Source organism: Niallia sp. FSL W8-0635 (assembly GCF_038007965.1).
In the GTDB taxonomy this organism is placed as follows: domain Bacteria; phylum Bacillota; class Bacilli; order Bacillales; family Cytobacillaceae; genus Niallia.
The window spans coordinates 1782316-1799276 of the sequence record NZ_JBBOYD010000001.1 but is presented as its reverse complement, the minus strand read 5'-3'; the positions used below and the strand labels follow the sequence as shown (position 1 = coordinate 1799276).

General features: G+C 36.2%; 14 protein-coding genes. All 14 read right to left on the bottom strand.

Annotated elements, in window-relative coordinates; all coding sequences use genetic code 11:
* Positions 1-3 precede the first annotated feature (3 nt).
* A complete protein-coding gene (gene spoIIGA / locus NYE52_RS08395) occupies positions 4-936 on the bottom strand; it encodes a sigma-E processing peptidase SpoIIGA (protein ID WP_341192657.1) in 933 nt (310 codons plus the stop codon).
* Positions 937-1508: 572 nt separating this feature from the next.
* The gene (gene ftsZ, locus NYE52_RS08390; RefSeq protein WP_341192656.1) at positions 1509-2675 is read right to left on the bottom strand and encodes a cell division protein FtsZ; all 1167 of its coding nucleotides are present in this window, start codon (positions 2673-2675) and stop codon (positions 1509-1511) included.
* Positions 2676-2847: 172 nt separating this feature from the next.
* Positions 2848-4131 (bottom strand): cell division protein FtsA, encoded by a 1284-nt coding sequence (gene ftsA / locus NYE52_RS08385; protein WP_341192655.1) that lies wholly within the window; start codon positions 4129-4131, stop codon positions 2848-2850.
* A gap of 322 nt (positions 4132-4453) precedes the next feature.
* A complete protein-coding gene (locus NYE52_RS08380; protein WP_341192654.1) occupies positions 4454-4819 on the bottom strand; it encodes a small basic family protein in 366 nt (121 codons plus the stop codon).
* The gene (locus NYE52_RS08375; protein WP_341195139.1) at positions 4819-5526 is read right to left on the bottom strand and encodes a DUF881 domain-containing protein; all 708 of its coding nucleotides are present in this window, start codon (positions 5524-5526) and stop codon (positions 4819-4821) included. Before NYE52_RS08375 ends, NYE52_RS08380 begins: the two co-directional genes overlap by 1 nt.
* Before the next feature lie 39 nt (positions 5527-5565).
* Positions 5566-6264 (bottom strand): DUF881 domain-containing protein, encoded by a 699-nt coding sequence (locus tag NYE52_RS08370; protein ID WP_341192653.1) that lies wholly within the window; start codon positions 6262-6264, stop codon positions 5566-5568.
* Complete coding sequence (locus NYE52_RS08365; RefSeq protein ID WP_341192652.1) at positions 6254-7033, bottom strand: cell division protein FtsQ/DivIB; 780 nt, start codon at positions 7031-7033, stop codon at positions 6254-6256. Before NYE52_RS08365 ends, NYE52_RS08370 begins: the two co-directional genes overlap by 11 nt.
* A 119-nt stretch (positions 7034-7152) precedes the next feature.
* Positions 7153-8256 (bottom strand): undecaprenyldiphospho-muramoylpentapeptide beta-N-acetylglucosaminyltransferase, encoded by a 1104-nt coding sequence (gene murG / locus NYE52_RS08360; RefSeq protein ID WP_341192651.1) that lies wholly within the window; start codon positions 8254-8256, stop codon positions 7153-7155.
* A 401-nt stretch (positions 8257-8657) separates the two neighbouring features.
* Entirely contained in the window at positions 8658-9758 is a 1101-nt protein-coding gene (gene spoVE / locus NYE52_RS08355) for a stage V sporulation protein E (protein WP_341192650.1), read from the bottom strand.
* 316 nt (positions 9759-10074) lie between these two features.
* Positions 10075-11427, bottom strand: coding sequence for a UDP-N-acetylmuramoyl-L-alanine--D-glutamate ligase (murD, locus tag NYE52_RS08350; RefSeq protein WP_341192649.1), 1353 nt, complete (start codon positions 11425-11427; stop codon positions 10075-10077).
* Positions 11427-12401, bottom strand: coding sequence for a phospho-N-acetylmuramoyl-pentapeptide-transferase (mraY, locus tag NYE52_RS08345; protein WP_095329091.1), 975 nt, complete (start codon positions 12399-12401; stop codon positions 11427-11429). Before mraY ends, murD begins: the two co-directional genes overlap by 1 nt.
* Before the next feature lies 1 nt (position 12402).
* Positions 12403-12843 (bottom strand): hypothetical protein, encoded by a 441-nt coding sequence (locus tag NYE52_RS08340; protein WP_341192648.1) that lies wholly within the window; start codon positions 12841-12843, stop codon positions 12403-12405.
* Positions 12827-14308, bottom strand: a complete 1482-nt coding sequence (locus NYE52_RS08335; protein WP_341192647.1) for a UDP-N-acetylmuramoyl-L-alanyl-D-glutamate--2,6-diaminopimelate ligase — start codon at positions 14306-14308, stop codon at positions 12827-12829. Before NYE52_RS08335 ends, NYE52_RS08340 begins: the two co-directional genes overlap by 17 nt.
* 324 nt (positions 14309-14632) lie before the next feature.
* Complete coding sequence (locus tag NYE52_RS08330; RefSeq protein ID WP_341192646.1) at positions 14633-16543, bottom strand: stage V sporulation protein D; 1911 nt, start codon at positions 16541-16543, stop codon at positions 14633-14635.
* Positions 16544-16961: the final 418 nt, after the last annotated feature.

Below are 16961 nucleotides of genomic sequence, written 5' to 3'. Positions count from 1 at the left end.
ATATTAACTAACCTTTTCTTCCACTGATTTCTTTCCTAAAAGCATTTTCGGATGAACAATACAATCAAATGCATCCTCAGCGGAGAGAACTTGGTTTGTAAATGAAATCAATCCTTTTTCAACCGCAATTAGTTCCTGTTCCTTTTTTAAAAGCAGAAAATCAGGTTTCACAGCAATAATTAGCTGATGATCCTTTCCAACTACCTTATATGGAATAATGCGCATCCTACTTTCCCATTCTGGAGCAATCGACTCACTACCATAGATGACCTCTTCTGGCTGCTCTGATAAACGAATTAACTCTGCCGGCATATCACTAACAATATTTTTCAAGGAAACAAACATAACTGGAAGACGAGAGATTGGGTCATACACTTGATTTCCACTATCCACCAATCCTTTGACCGCAAACTCCTTTCCACCTATTTGAAAAGTAACATCGATTATTTGATCGTATTGAATCTTTGTTACTTCGATTCCTTCCACATTTCTACGTGAAAAGTACCAAGCAATCGGAAAACCTAAAAGGACAAATAACCAACTAATTGGATCACCAAATCCTTTCACACTTGCAAGAAGTACGGAAGAAGACAGTTGAAAATCAAACTGTATAAAATAATGAGCACCTATCAACGTTCCACCAATTAAAAAGGTGGTTAAGTAAAAAATCATTAAAGCTTGAAAATAGGTACGAAATCGTTTATATCCAAAAGCAGTTGCTACCATCACAATGGAAAATAGCAGTTTGGATAATGGATGACTTGTATAGGGACTAAGAGAAGTGATGGATAACAAAATAATTAAAGAACCAATGAATCCACCAAGCAAAATTCTCCAATGAATAATTTTTTTCTTTAAGAGAATTCCAGTTAAATATAGTAATAAACTGTCAAACAGAAAATTCAATAGCCATATTACATCTAGATAAATGGCCAAGCATGTAACTCCTCCTCTCCTTCATCGAAGCTTTGTTAAAGAGTGATAATTTCTTTATTCATCTACCGCCACGCGTCAATGATTGAAATACATAGTCTTCGTATTCTTGTAAATGATAAGAAATCTTCACCAAAGCCACAAAAGAAGTAACTCTTCTCTCTATTAATCTGTTACGGAAAAGTATAACGTACTTGTTCTTGAAATTCTGTCACTTTCTGTAATCAAAAAATCAGAAATTTCCTCTATTTCTAACGTTTTTTGTCACTATCTCTCCTAAGTAGCTATATTTTAGTTCTACTGAATTATTATCAGTTTTTTTTACTAATTCTAAAGAAATGTATAAGGGGTATATAAAAAAGGGGGGGTGAAAGAAGAAATGGAATGGTTGCTATTTCCGTGGACTACTATGTTTAACCCTACTCCGTGTTTTCCATACTCGGCTCACTCTATCTAGTGCATGATTGTCGCAGTAAATAACTTCTAATTTTATATAATGGGTCCTTCCTATTAAACGAAAAAAAACCTCTCCATTATTGTATAAAATAACAGAAAGGCTTTTGCTACAGAAGTAATTATCTTCTGCGGTTTCTATTTCTTAAGAATGTTGGGATATCTAAAGTATCCTCTGTTTGTTGTACATTCGTGTTTCTTGGTTGTTCTTTTTGAACATGTGGTTCTTCTCTTTTTACTTCTCTCGTATTAACAGGATTACTGTTTTGGCTTGTACTATTGGTATTTGGCTTTAATCCTCCAAATCCAGGTCTGCCTGGCTGTGGTTGAGATAAATCTTGGTTAAAGCCTGTAGCAATTACAGTAACAACTATTTCATCTTTTAAACTGTCATTGATAACAGAACCAAAGATCATATTTACATCTTGATCAGAAGCAGATGCAACAATATCTGCTGCTTCTTGTACTTCATACAAGCTTAAATTCGATCCGCCAGTAATATTCATTAGTACTCCTTGTGCTCCGTCAATAGAAGTTTCAAGAAGCGGGGAGGAAATAGCTTTTTTAGCTGCTTCAGCTGCACGATTTTCTCCTGCAGCAACCCCTATACCCATAAGTGCTGAACCTTTATTCACCATAATTGTTTTCACATCAGCGAAGTCCAAGTTAATAAGACCCGGTGTTGCGATTAAGTCAGAGATACCTTGTACACCTTGTCGTAATACATTATCTGCTTCTCTAAATGCTTCAAGCATTGGAGTTGATTTATCTACGATTTCAAGTAAGCGATCGTTTGGAATCACAATTAAAGTATCTACTGCATCTTTTAGTGCCGTAATTCCACTAGCAGCATGTGTAGATCTTTTTCTTCCTTCAAAAGTGAATGGTCTTGTTACAACACCGACTGTTAACGCACCTAAGTCATGAGCGATTTGAGCAATAACTGGTGCAGCACCTGTACCAGTTCCGCCACCCATTCCAGCCGTTACAAAGACCATATCTGCTCCTTTTAACGCCTCTTCAATTTGTTCTTTACTTTCCTCAGCAGCCTTCTTTCCTACTTCAGGATTGGCACCTGCACCAAGTCCTCTCGTTAGCTTGCCGCCTATTTGCATTTTAATTTCAGCTTTCGATAGATTTAATGCTTGTGCATCTGTATTCACAGCAATAAATTCTACCCCTTGAACACCATGTTCAATCATTCGGTTAACAGCGTTATTCCCACCGCCACCTACTCCTATAACTTTTATTACAGCTAGTGAATCTATATTTGTATCAAATTCCAACATGACAAATCCTCCTAATTCGTCGATATTCAGCAGTATCGAACTGTCCGCATCTCAAGTCTTGGTGATATGGAGTAACATACCATTTAAATATACCTAGACTGAACCTTAAACGACTCTCAGCCTTCTCGAAGTTCTTTTTATCAAAACATGTCCATCTTTTTGAAGCTTTTCATTAATCAAAGAAATAACCCATAAATTTCTTAAACTTTGAAGGTTCCTTTTCCACTTGTTTTTTTTCATATGCTGGTTTTTGGGATGCTGGTTTTTGAACTTTTTCCCTATTTTCAGCAGGAACGGTGACAGGATTATGGATATTTCCACCTTGAAGTTTACTATTTTTATAGGAGAATTTAATTAAACCAACAGCAGTAGTATATTGTGGCTCTCTAACTCCAATATAATCAGGAATAGCAATTCTAATTCGGCTTTGGAAAACATCTTGTGCTAATTCTAAAATCCCTTTCGTACTAGCTACCCCACCAGTTAATACGAATCCTCCTGGAAGGTCGTATACACCAAATCTAGCTATTTCATGACCAACAAGTTCAAAGATTTCTTCTAATCTAGCTTCAATAATATCAGAAATCTCTAATTGATTAAATTGTTGATGCTGATCGCTTCCTATGATTGGAACACTAAAGACCTCTTCTTCAGAAGCATGATCATAAAAGGCATATCCATACTTAATTTTAATTTTTTCTGCATCTTCTGTCGTAGTGCGAAGACCAATCGATAAATCCTTTGTGATATGGTCTCCTCCTATCGGAATAACACTTGTTGCTTTTAGGAATCCATTTTCAAATACAGCAATAGTGGTTGATCCACCACCTATATCTATCAATGCTACCCCTAAGTTTTTTTCATCTTTTGAAAGTGCGAAAGACCCTGTAGCTAGTGGCTGTAAGGAAATATCTTGAATTTCTAGCCCTGCTCTTTCCACACATCTTAAGGTGTTATGTAAAATGGTTTTACTTCCGGTTATAATCGTACCTTCCATTTCAAGACGTACACCTATCATTCCCCTAGGATCCGTTATTTCATCTAATCCATCGACAATAAATTGTTTCGGAATGATATCAATAATTTCTTTTTCTGGGGGAATGGAGACTACTTGTGCAGCATCCTTTACCCTAATTACATCTTCAATAGTAATTTCGCGATTTTCACTTGAAACTGCAACAACTCCACGTGAAGTTTGCAGATTAACATGATTTCCCGAAACGCCAACAATTACTTGTTTAATCTCCATTCCAACCATTCTTTCGGCTTGCTCTATTGCTTGTCGAATAGAATGAACGGTTTCATCTATATCCACTATTGAACCTTTTTTTAAACCTTCTGATGGGACGATGCCTACACCAATAATATTTAAAGATTCGTTTATCATTTCTCCAATGATAACTTTTATGCTGGATGTACCGATGTCTAGACTTACATAAAGTTCATTGCTGTTCATTCTCGGGCACCTCCTTTTGCATTTTAAATAATGTGAACAACAAGTTATGTCAATTTCAACTTTTTTTATAAAGAAGTAACGTCTTCTATTTCCAAGTTTTGATATACAGAAAAATAATTTAATCTTAACAACTACTCTATTGTATACCAGGCAACACCATATTTTCACTAAGTTTTCGCTTAGTGTCAATACAATTTTGGACTTTTTTACTACAAATAGGACTATTTACTCACCCTGTCAAGGAAATAACGTCATTCAGTTCAACATTTCTATTAATATTTAAATTATTCGCCAAAACTAATACATTCCCTTTTTTTCTCTGTCAACTTTTTTCATTTTTTTCTTGGGAGTTAGTATTTGTTTTTTTTAAAATAATACTTCTTATAACAGCAATATTTTGAAATAGTCTAACACCAAATGCAAAAATAGCCGCTAAGTATAAGTCTACACCAAGATGAACACCTAGAAAAGCTAAACTTGCTGCAAGTGCAATATTAAAGAAGAAGCCTGTTACAAAGACTTTTTCATCATATATATTTTGCAAATGAGCACGAATCCCACCAAATAAGGTATCCAATGCAGCTAGAACGGCAATTGATAAATAGTTAGCATATTCTTCTGGTACTTTTATGTCGGTTAATAGCCCAAATACTATCCCAACAACCAACCCAAATATAGGAAGCCACATTAGTTTCCGCCTCCTTCATTTGTATTTTCCGGCTCCATATATTGGATATTAATTGCCTTACTATACGCTGGGATCGTGATTAACTTCTCTGACTGCTCCACGTTTAATAAAAGATTGGAAAGAAAAAATTCATCGGCTGATTTTGAAACTTTCATGTAATTAAACAATTTTTCTGCCGCATTTGCATCCTTTGCAATCACTTTCACTTCAATTGGCAGCTGATTAAGAGGATTTCCATCCATTTTCAACACATTATTTATCTCGCGGATAACGCTTGTATTCACATAGCGATTATCATTAATCGCTATCTCCTCTGCACCATATAAATTCAGTTCATTTACAAGTCGCTGTAATAATTCAGAAGTTACTACACCTGGTTCTTCCCCTAATAGAATTTCAGTATTAACTGGTGCAATTTTTAGGATAATCCCATTTCCTGTGACTTCTGTTAGACCTGCTTCCTGCTTTAATTCATCCAAAGTTTCTTTCAATACTTCTTCTTTGCTTTCAGAGGTTTCGTTTTCATACTCTTCCACTTTTGCATTTATGGAACGAATTTCATTAATCAGTTGTAATTCTAATTTTTTTTCATTTATTAAATCTTCTCTTAATTCCCATGTATCTCTTGTATCTCGTACAACAGGTTCTTTAATTGTCTGGAATTGTACGGCAATCATAAAACCTACAATAAGCGTTATTCCAGTCATTGTTATAAACTTCTTATTCAAAGCGCATCATACTTCCTGTTAATTAACTTTTAAAGGCTCCATTTGTATCGTTCGTTTTTTCTCGAGCGTAAATCTGATATTATCATTTACTACCAAATCCTTTACGCCACCGTTCATATTAATTGCACCTTCTAGCACTTCACTATCCCCGATTGCCGTAATCACAAATGGTGCAGGATGCTGGTAACCGTCGACTTCTATTACTGGTCCATTACAAAGTATATAAGAATTATGTGCTAGTCTTTGTCCGTTAATACTAATCGCTTGTGCACCAGAAACATAGAGCTCATTAATCACTTTAAACACATGATGCTCATGGACCAAGTAATTATTCACATTATCTTCTTTTGGATTATACTCTCCATCTTCCAGTGTAATTTGTACCCCTTCTCCTTTAACAGCAACCTTTCCTAAATAGATTCGAAACCTCTCCGCATCTTCAGCGAGGTTATGATAGGTTTCCGCTTCATTCGAAAGGCTCTTCTCTAATTGTACAAGTTTCCTTTGAGATGCCTTTAATTCCTTATAAAGCTCGTTATTCTTTTCTTCCTGCTCGATTAATTCATTACGCAAATCTAAATCTCGTTCAAATTGGCTTTCACTAATTTCTTGGCCATCATCTTTTTTTGTATTTTGATACGAAAAGGAAATCATAAATCCGAGTACAAGAAAAACCAAGGAGAAGATAACATTTCTTCTTCTTTTTTTAGTCTTCACTCTTCTTTTCCCCTTCCGAATCAAAAGCTTTGAAATAAGAACCGACCTCTAAATCAATTACTCCCTTTTTGTCCGTATTTAGCTGTCCAATAATGGATGGATAATGCTCCATTTTATCTGAAAAAGAGGATAAAGAAGCCAATACTTGATTTCCGTCATTCATATAAACCGTAACATGCCACTTATCCGTATTTTTAGGTGTATACCTTACTTCAGAAATCGCATTATACACACTTGCTGGCAATTTACTTAACTCTTCCCCCATCTTTGTGATGACTGTATCATCTTCGCTCTTTATATCTTTAATAATAGGAGCATCATAAGGACTATTAGTCATCGCTCTATCATGTAGCATAACTCCATTTTCAAGAAGAGGAATAAATTGATTCTCTACTTCAAAATAAGCAATCTTCCTATATTCTTTTACATCAATATGAACAGTATTTGGAATACCGATGGAAATTTCAACAGACTTCATTCCACCTGATTCCTTTAACTTCTCTGCTAACTGATCTTTTTTGATTGTCCAAATATTTGTTTCGCTAGTAATTCCACTCATTTTCTCTAAGTCTTCATAAGTATATAAATGATTCCCTGTAATTTCGATGTTTTTCACATGACTTAAAGGTGATTGGAAGTAGATAACGCAAACGATGATAAGGAAGAATAGAAGGAGAAGGAAAATAAGTCGACGATTTGCCTTTTTTCGTCTTTGTTCTTTTAATTTTGGAATTCGATCTTCTAAAGAAACTACCTTCCCATTTTCCAAAAAATCACCCCGGTATTTTTAAATAAGGAAATAGTACAAAACAATTGATTAGGTTGTCCACCTTTTTTTAGAAACAAATCGAAAATTTGCTTTTATAATCAAATTTTCGATTCATTGATCTATCTTTTCTTATTGTTTATAACTTCCTTCATGACATTATACAGCCTCATTGCCGCATCAGGAATACCTAATTTTTTGGACGCCTCTTTCATTTCCTTTAATACTTCCGGATTCAGCATAATTGCATCCATCTCTTCCACTAATGTTTGTCCATTCATATCCTTTTCTAGAAGCATCTTAGCAGCACCATTGCTTGTTAAAGCATTCGCGTTTTTCTCCTGATGATTGTTTGTCACATAAGGGCTCGGAACAAGAATACTCGGAATACCGAGCGACGTTAGCTCACTAAGTGTTGTTGCCCCTGCTCTTGCAACAGTCAAATCAATACTTGTTAATACTTCTGGCATATTATGAACAAATGGCTTTATAATTACATTTGAAGGATTCCCTACACGCTCTACTTCTTTTTTAACCGCTTCATAATGGACTTCTCCTGTTACATAAAGAACTTGGTAGGCTTTTTTCCCTAAGTGAGGTAAAGCTTGAATAACAGCATCATTTATCGGTCTAGCCCCTCTACTTCCGCCAACAATGAGTACAGCAGGAGCCTTTAATTGCAAGCCAACCGATAAGCGTCCTTTAATACCATCCTGATTTAATACTTCCGAAGCTCTTGGATTCCCCGTCATCACTACTTTTTCTTCTGGGAAATAAGAAGCCGCTTCTTCAAAGCATGTTGCAACTTTATCGACATATTTACTTAAAAATTTATTAGTTAATCCTGGAACACTATTTTGCTCATGAATAATTGTTGGTATCCCAAGCTTTGCAGCCGCATAAACAACTGGCCCGCATACATAACCACCTGTCCCGATTACAACATCTGCTTTAAACTCTTTTAAAAGAGCCTTGCTTTTTTGTACACCAGCAATAAATCTCCACACGGTTTTCACATTTTCAGGGGAAAGCTTTCGTTTAAAACCTGTGATATGTATAGCTTTAAATGGAATATCTTCCCGTCTAACTAATTTACTTTCTAACCCTTGCTCTGTACCGACATATAGAAACTCAGCATCCTTCACTTCTTTTTTTATTTCGCGAATTAATGCTAAAGCAGGGTATATATGTCCCCCTGTTCCTCCGCCGCTTACTACTATCTTCATTCTTTCCACCTCAAACTACTTCTCTTATCTACTTTTAAAAAAACGTTATTTTTTTCTTTTCCTTTACATTATAGCTTCAATTAATAAAAAACAGAAATAATCTTCTGCAATTTCCTAAGATATTTTTTACTTTACCGTCAACCCCCAAATAATAGATACCTTATTCTACTATATTTTAAACGAGCTTTAAGAATATCTCGAAATTGATAATGAAATGTAACACATTCCACTTTCCTGCATATCTATTTGTCATGATTGCAAAAGGAATATCATATATGCGAAAAAAGTAAATTTTTCTAATTTTGAAGTAAAATCTTTTCCTTGCTTTTCTTGTACAATTAGACATAAAAAAACCTAGTGAGAAGCAATCACACTAGGTTGCAAGCAGCTTTTTACTTTTATTAATACCTCGAAAATCTGCTGACATTTAAAAGAATACCAATCGCAATCAACATAAGTGTAAGAGAGGAACCTCCGTAGCTTAGAAATGGAAGGGTAATCCCTGTAACAGGCATTAGTCCTGTTACAACGCCAATGTTTATCATAACTTGAATAGCAACCATAGAAATGATTCCGACGGCCACAAAGCTTCCAAATAAATCTTGAGCGCCTAAAGCGATTCTAATCCCTCTCCATAGTAAAAGGGAAAATAATAAAAGAATCAGCGAGCCGCCAATAAAGCCTAGTTCTTCTGAAAGAATAGCAAAAATGAAATCTGTCTGCGGTTCAGGAAGATAGAAAAACTTTTGCCTGCTTTCCCCGAGTCCTAAACCAAACAGACCACCTGGACCAATTGCATACAAGGATTGAATGATTTGAAATCCGCTTCCTAATGGATCTGACCAAGGATCAAGGAAGGAAGTAATCCTTTTAATCCGATAAGGCGCCGATGCAACTAATCCAATAAACCCTGCAACACCAATAAGACCTAAAATAACAAAGTGACGAATTCTAGCACCAGCGATGAAAATCATAACAATACTTGTACCAACCATAACCGTACCAGTACCTAAATCTGGCTGAAGCATAATCATTCCAAACGCTAGAAATACTATCCCTAAAGATGGGAGCAACCCCTTTTTAAAGGAAGTAATATGCTTTTGATTTTCTGAAAGAAATTTCCCTAAGAAAATAATCATTGCTATTTTCATAAATTCAGAGGGCTGTATGGAAAATGCACCTACTCCAATCCAGCTTTGGGATCCATTCCGAACTAACCCAACTCCAGGAATTAAAACGACTATTAGTAATACAAAACAAACAATAATAATCGGTTTAGCCCAAGAACGCCATATCCAGTAATCAAGATTCATAATAAATAGCATTGCTGCAATTCCGACGCCAGCAAAAAGCATCTGTCTTTTTGCAAAGAAGAAAGAATCACCTAAATTCCGTTCGGCCATAACCGCGCTAGCACTATACACCATGATTAACCCTATTGCCAGTAACGTAAAAGTGAGAATCATTAGAATTATATCTGGAGTCGTTTTTTTTGATGGCACCATTAACACCTCGAATTGCAAGATTTGGGCTTGAAAAAAAAGAAAAGCGGGTTGTTTCCAGATTTCTTGCATCCTCAAAAATCTGATTCAAAAAAAGAAAGCTCTGTAAATTAACGGTTGAAAAAAAGGAAAAGGCACAAAAGTTATTTGGTCCTATATAGGTATAAAAATAACCTTTATCCTTTTCTCTACTCACCTTGTTGTCATTTACAGAGCTTACTTCCTAGTAAGAACGTTTATATCCTGTTTGATCATTGATGTTTGTTCATACAATTTTAGAGTTTATTTCTTTCAACGCCTACTTACAGACAAGCCCTTATTTAAGCATATGCACCGAATTGATAAAAATGTCTCCTCTGACCTCAAAAGTTTTGTATTGATCCCAGCTTGCACATGCTGGGGAAAGAAGAATGACATCTCCACTTTCTGATAAGTCATAGGCAACAGGTACTGCTTTGTCCACATTATCGACGCGTTTAATTGTTTTTATTCCTGCAAGTCTCCCTGCCTTCTCCACTTTTTCAGCAGTTTGTCCAAATGTAATCATTGCTTTTACATTTTTAAGAGATGGAATCAGTTCGTCAAATTCATTTCCGCGATCGAGACCACCAGCTAGTAAAATAACCGGCTCATTAAAGGCTGCAAGGGCATTTTGTGTTGCTAGTATATTCGTTGCTTTCGAGTCATTATAAAATTTCCGTCCATGTAATTCTTTAATAAATTGGAGACGGTGTTTAACCCCTTTAAAGGTACTAAGAATTTCAAAAATACTTTCATTCGACACTCCTGAAAGCTTTGCAGCAGCAACAGAAGAAAGGATATTTTCTAAATTTAAGGCACTTAAGTACGTAATATCAGATAGCCCCATTATTTTTTCATTATTAAAATAGATGACATTATCTTTCACATATGCACCAAACTCTAATTCCCGTTTCGCAGAAAAAGGAATAATCGTCGCTTTACTGTTTTTGGCGATATTCATTACTACCTCTTGCTCTACATTCGCTATTAGATAATCATTCGCATCTTGATTCTTCGTAATATTTCCTTTTGCCTTCGCATATTCTTCTCGTGTTCCATGATAATCTAAATGCGCCTCATAAATATTCGTAATGATTGCAATATGTGGCTTGAATTTTTCAATACCCATTAATTGAAAAGAAGATAATTCGATAACAATTTTATTATCTTTCTCTGCAACTTGAGCCACATTTGAAGCAACTGTACCAATATTTCCCGCAATAAGCGGCTTTTTCTTATCTACTTCTAGCATATCAAATAATAAAGTCGTTGTGGTCGTTTTCCCATTTGATCCCGTGATGGCAAGGAACGGTGCTTCAGAAACTCTGTACGCAAGCTCTACCTCTGTAATAACTGGAATTCCACGTTCCATTGCCCCTTTAATCATTGGATTAAAATAAGGAATCCCTGGATTTTTTACAATTAGCTGAAATCCTTCGTCTAATAATTCAATCGGATGGCTTCCGCAAATTACTGTTATTCCTTGCTCCAGCAAGCCTTGTGCTTCCGGATTTTCATCTAATGGTTTACTGTCATTGACCGTTACAAATGCACCTAAATTATGTAGTAATTGAGCTGCGCTTACTCCACTTTTTGCAAGACCTAATACAAGTATTTTTTTATGATGATAATCGTTAATCTGTTTCATTATAACCACACCTCAATATAAATTCCTAAAGCGGCAAATAATAATCCAACCGTCCAAAACGTGACAACTACTCTCCATTCGGACCATCCAACCAATTCATAATGGTGATGCAATGGACTCATGCGGAAAATTCTTCTTCCTGTTGATTTAAAGGAAATAACTTGAAGAATAACAGAAAGTGTTTCGATAACAAATACTCCACCAATTAATATCAGTAGAATTTCTGTCTTCGTTAGAATAGCAATCGCAGCTATCGCACCTCCAAGTGCAAGAGAACCTGTATCTCCCATAAACACTTTTGCTGGATGGGCATTAAATACTAAGAACCCTAATACCGCACCAACAATGGCTACAGAGAAAATGCTAATTTCAAATTGTGACTGACTCCAAGCAAGAACAGCAAATGCGCCAAAGGCAACAGCAGAAGTTCCCGAAACTAAACCGTCCAAGCCATCTGTTAGATTCACCGCGTTAGAAAATCCAACTAGCCAAAAAATAATAAATAACGCATAAAACCATCCTAATTCTAATGGTTTATCCACAAAAGGAATAGAAATAGCGGTTGAAAATTCATTTTCACGTAAAACAAAATAGAATATAAGCGAGATAATAATCTGCCCTAAAAGCTTTTGTCTAGAAGTTAATCCTAGATTACGCTTCATTACTACTTTTATAAAATCATCTAAAAAGCCTAGTAATCCAAAACCAACTAATACTAAAAGCAATAAATAGGTCTTAATCGTTGGCTCTGAAAATTTATTAATCATAACCAAAGTTGTAACAACAATGGAAAAAATAATCATTAAGCCACCCATTGTTGGCGTTCCTGTTTTTTTCTGGTGGGATTTCGGCCCTTCTTCCCTAATGCTTTGACCAAATTTCAATCTACGCAAGAAGGGAATAAAAAAGGGAGATATTAATACAGTTATTAAAAACCCTAAAAGAATGGTAAAAAAGATTACTTTCTCCTGCATTTTAGTTCCCTCCTTTCGCTTGACTGTTCGTCTTTAATACATGCTCTCTGATTACCGGTATATCATATGATTCCTCAATGGAATTCAGACTTTTTTCTTTCAAAAAAATGAATTTTGTTTTACTTTCTTGTGCCTGTAGTTGTTTCTCATAAATTTCGATCATTTTTAATAAGCCTTCCTTTAAATCTTTTGTATAAAATATAGGAAAATGATTAGGCGTATAAGAAGGGAGTACGACCCCTTCTTCCCAAATCGCTCCTATTGCTCCGTTTGCTATAGCAGTACTCAAATCACCAGAATTCTCTTCATATAATGGGATAAAAAGCCCTTTTGGCTGCTTAGAATCTGCTAGGAATGACACGGTTTGAAAAAGCAAATCTTCTTTTACAAACCCTTTTGCTTCGGATATTGCCTGAAGGACTAAATTATAGGACAGTGTCATTTTTTCTCTCCTCTATCGCTTCTTTTGCAACTAAACGGTCATCAAAATCTAACACTTCAGAACCAATAATTTGATATGTTTCATGTCCTTTTCCTGCAATTAAGATAACATCGCCAGGCTGTGCTTGATTGACCGCATATGTAATTGCTTCTTTTCGATCAGGGATAATTATATAATTCTGTTCATCCATAACCCCAGCTTCCATATCTTTTAAAATGGCATCCGGATCTTCACTTCTTGGATTATCGGAAGTAAGGATAGCATAGCTCGCTTCCTGACAAGCAATTTTTGCCATTAACGGGCGTTTTGTCTTGTCTCTATCTCCTCCACAGCCTGCAATGACATATACGTTTTTCTCAGCAAATTCTTTCACCGTCTGCAGGGCATTTTGTAAACTATCAGGTGTATGGGAATAATCAACAATCACAGAAAAATCTTGCCCAGCATTTACTGTTTCAAATCTACCTGCTACACCTTCTACCTTTTCGAGGGCACGAATCGTTACCTCCATTGGGATATTGCTCGCAATCGCAGCACCAATACTTGCTAAGGAATTATACACATTGAATTTCCCTACCATTTTTAGTTGTACAAATTGTGCCCCAAGTGGAGTATGTAAATCAAAAGATGTACCGGCTGCCGTTATTTTTATATTTTTGGCCATAATATCTGCCTCTGTATCAATTCCATATGTAAGAATATGAGCGGCTGTAAGGCTTTCGTACTCGTTAGCAGCTGCATCATCTTTATTTAGGATGGCAAACTTCGGTTTTTCCTCTTGAAATGCATTCCCTAATCTTGTAAATAACAGTCCTTTTGCTTTCTTATATTCTTCCATCGTGCCATGATAATCTAAATGATCCTGACTTAGATTCGTAAATACAGCTATATCATAATCACAGCCAAATACTCTGCCTTCCACAAGGGCATGGGAAGATACTTCCATAACAGCTGTTTCGACTTGTTGTTCGACCATTTGATGGAACACCTTCTGAAGTGTCACCGCTTCTGGAGTAGTATTTTTCGTTTCTTGAATTTCCTCACCGATTTTCGTATACATCGTTCCGATGATTCCCGTTTTTTTATGCGCCTCTTTTAAAATAGCATCTATTAAATGACTTGTTGTCGTTTTTCCATTTGTTCCTGTTATCCCAATAAGTTGAAGCTTTTGTGTTGGCTTTTGATAAAATACATCTGCAAGCACACTACTAGCTTTCTTCGTGTCTTTTACAACAATAACGGGAATTGGCAAGGCTAAATTTCTTTCAGCAATCACAGCTACTGCGCCAGACTCGTATGCTTTTTGCGCATAATTATGTCCATCGACTGTGTATCCTTTTATACAAATAAATAGACTGCCAGGTGTTACTTTGCGATTATCATTCTCTATTGATTTTATTTCCACATCTTCTCCATTATAAGGAGCATATGGCTGCAAACTCTCAATAAGTTTTTTTAATTGCATCGCTTTTTGATTCCTCTTTTCTCTAGCTCTATATGTAATCTAAAATCGTTCATAAATAATAATTATATACTAAATAATGAATCAACCATATAGATTATACAATTTTCTTAGCGTATTTTATTTTACATGATAATAAAATTTTTATCTATGTTGTACCTTATTGTTGGAGAATTTATATTAGAAGAATAATTTCAGTTTGAGGATATTTCTATTTCTATGTATTTTTTCTCCCCCCTTTCTCTTTATTAAAAGCAATCAGGGGGAGTTCTTGGTTCCTATAGATAAAAGAGAAGCGGCACGTCAATTCGGCCGCGTTTTATCCTACTAATTAAATTGAATCAATATGGTTGATCCATCCTTTACCTTTGTTCCTGGTTCTGGAGATTGTTTGATAACAGTATCCCCACTGCCACTTGATTCTATTTTTAGATTAATAAACATTTCACTAATGTCTTTTTTCGTATGACCTACAAGATCTGGCACTTCAATTAATGGATTTTCTGGATATTTGTATACTTTATCCATTTGGTCTTTACGGGGTTCTACACCTAGAGCTCTTAAACTATCACCCATAATCGCCCCAACGATCGGTGCCGCTACAGCACTACCAAATTGCACCGTTCCTTTCGGGTTATCTACTGCAACATAGACAACTAATTCGGGATCATCTGCAGGTGCGAAGCCGATAAAGGAAAGAATATAGTTATTTTCTAGGTATCTTCCACCAGATGCTTTTTGGGCTGTTCCTGTTTTCCCGCCAACTCGATAACCTTCTACAAAGGCTTTGCCCCCAGAACCTTTTGCTACAACACTTTCAAGTGCTCTTCTTACTTCTTTAGATGTTTCTTCTGAGATGACCTCTCTTTTGGCAACAGGCTTCTTCTCCATAATTACTTCTCCTGTAGTCGGATCGATTAATTCTTTTGCCACATATGGAGTATATAAAGTTCCGCCATTAATCGCTGCCGATAGTGCTGTTACTTGCTGGATAGGCGTTACCGCAACCCCTTGACCAAATGCTGTGGTCGCTTGCTCAACTGGTCCTACCCTATCCATATTAAACAAGATTCCTTTTGACTCCCCTTGTAGATCGATGCCTGTTTTTTGTCCAAATCCAAAATCACGAATATATTGGAAGAGCTTATCTTTTCCAAGGCGCTCCCCTAACTCCACAAAGCCTGGGTTACAGGAATTTTGAACTACCTCTAGGAAAGTTTGCGAACCATGACCACCGCGCTTCCAGCATTTCAACTTAGCACCGCCAACTTCTGCATACCCTTTATCGTAGAAAGTATCCTTGTCTAAATCTACTTTTCCTTCTTCAAGGGCTGCTGCCAAGGTAATGATTTTAAAGGTCGAACCTGGTTCATAAGAGCTCCATATAGGTAAATTCCGATTATAAACCGTTGAATCTACATTTTGAAAGTCTGATGGATCAAATCCTGGACGACTAGACATCGCCAAAACCTCTCCCGTTTTTGGATTCATTGCAAGTGCAATAATCGATTCAGGATCATACGTTTGCTCTGCAATATCCAATTCCCTTTCTACAATCGTTTGGATTTTTGTATCAATGGTAAGTACTAAATCATTCCCATTCACTGGAGCCTCATAAGCATCGGCCATATCATTCATTCTTTGCCCTTTTGCATCTGAATAATATTGAACAGATCCTTTTTTCCCTTTTAACTCATCATCATATTCAAGCTCTAAACCAATAAGCCCTTGATTATCAATACCAGCAAATCCTAAAACATGGGATAAATAGTTTCCAAATGGATATGATCGCTTCGAATCCTCCCCAATATAGACACCATCTATATCAAGCGCACGAACTTTTTTTGCTTTTTCATGTGTAATTTTTCTTCCTTCTTTTAAACGAACACTCATCTCCTTTTGAATTACCTGCTTATAAACAGATTCCTTATCCGCTTCCAATACTGCTGCAAGCTTTTCTGCTGTGTCCGCTGGATCTTTAATTTGGCGTGGTACTATATAAACCGTCGGCGCACTGACATTTGTCGCAAGCGCTACTCCATTACGATCCAAAATTTCTCCTCGCTGTGGCTCAAAAGCAATTTGTCGACTCCATAAATTTTTCGCTTTAGTTGTAAGCTCGTCCCCCAGAAAAAATTGCACATACGCCAATCTTGCATCAATAATAAGAAAAATAATTATTCCAGCAACTAACGCTGTCAACAACCGTTTCCGGACGGTTACGTTTGAAACCCGCATACAGATGGAACCCCCTTTATACTAGCTCGATTAAAATATATGCTTGTACGAAAGGGAATAGAACGTAGAGTATTTGTTAGTTCGATTTTGAGGTGGTCTGGTTTCTTGAATCGAGGGTTTGCTCGTTGTAATGCAAGAAGACTCTTAAGCGGATTGGATAAGCGGAGAAATTTCCCTTAATAAAGAAATAGTGCGGAAAACAGCTTAATTAGACGGAGGATTTCCGTCTATCCACTTGAAAAACGTGAAAAATAGTGATTTTACTTTTCTTAACCGGAAAAGTTCCGCCTATTTAACCCAAATGGAGCTCTATTTTGCTGCTTAGCCGGAAAAACTCCGCTTATCTCTGCTTGCTCCAAAAAAATTACAACATTTATTATAACGCTTAAACGCTCCATCCTTTTGACAGTAATGAAGT

Excerpts from the sequence above, each read along its gene's own strand:
- ftsZ (WP_341192656.1), bottom strand. The coding sequence starts at position 2,675 with ATGTTGGAATTTGATACAAATATAGATTCACTAGCTGTAATAAAAGTT.
- ftsA (WP_341192655.1), bottom strand. The coding sequence starts at position 4,131 with ATGAACAGCAATGAACTTTATGTAAGTCTAGACATCGGTACATCCAGC.
- NYE52_RS08380 (WP_341192654.1), bottom strand. The coding sequence starts at position 4,819 with ATGTGGCTTCCTATATTTGGGTTGGTTGTTGGGATAGTATTTGGGCTA.
- NYE52_RS08375 (WP_341195139.1), bottom strand. The coding sequence starts at position 5,526 with ATGACTGGAATAACGCTTATTGTAGGTTTTATGATTGCCGTACAATTC.
- murG (WP_341192651.1), bottom strand. The coding sequence starts at position 8,256 with ATGAAGATAGTAGTAAGCGGCGGAGGAACAGGGGGACATATATACCCT.
- murD (WP_341192649.1), bottom strand. The coding sequence starts at position 11,427 with ATGAAACAGATTAACGATTATCATCATAAAAAAATACTTGTATTAGGT.
- mraY (WP_095329091.1), bottom strand. The coding sequence starts at position 12,401 with ATGCAGGAGAAAGTAATCTTTTTTACCATTCTTTTAGGGTTTTTAATA.
- NYE52_RS08340 (WP_341192648.1), bottom strand. The coding sequence starts at position 12,843 with ATGACACTGTCCTATAATTTAGTCCTTCAGGCAATATCCGAAGCAAAA.
- NYE52_RS08335 (WP_341192647.1), bottom strand. The coding sequence starts at position 14,308 with ATGCAATTAAAAAAACTTATTGAGAGTTTGCAGCCATATGCTCCTTAT.
- NYE52_RS08330 (WP_341192646.1), bottom strand. The coding sequence starts at position 16,543 with ATGCGGGTTTCAAACGTAACCGTCCGGAAACGGTTGTTGACAGCGTTA.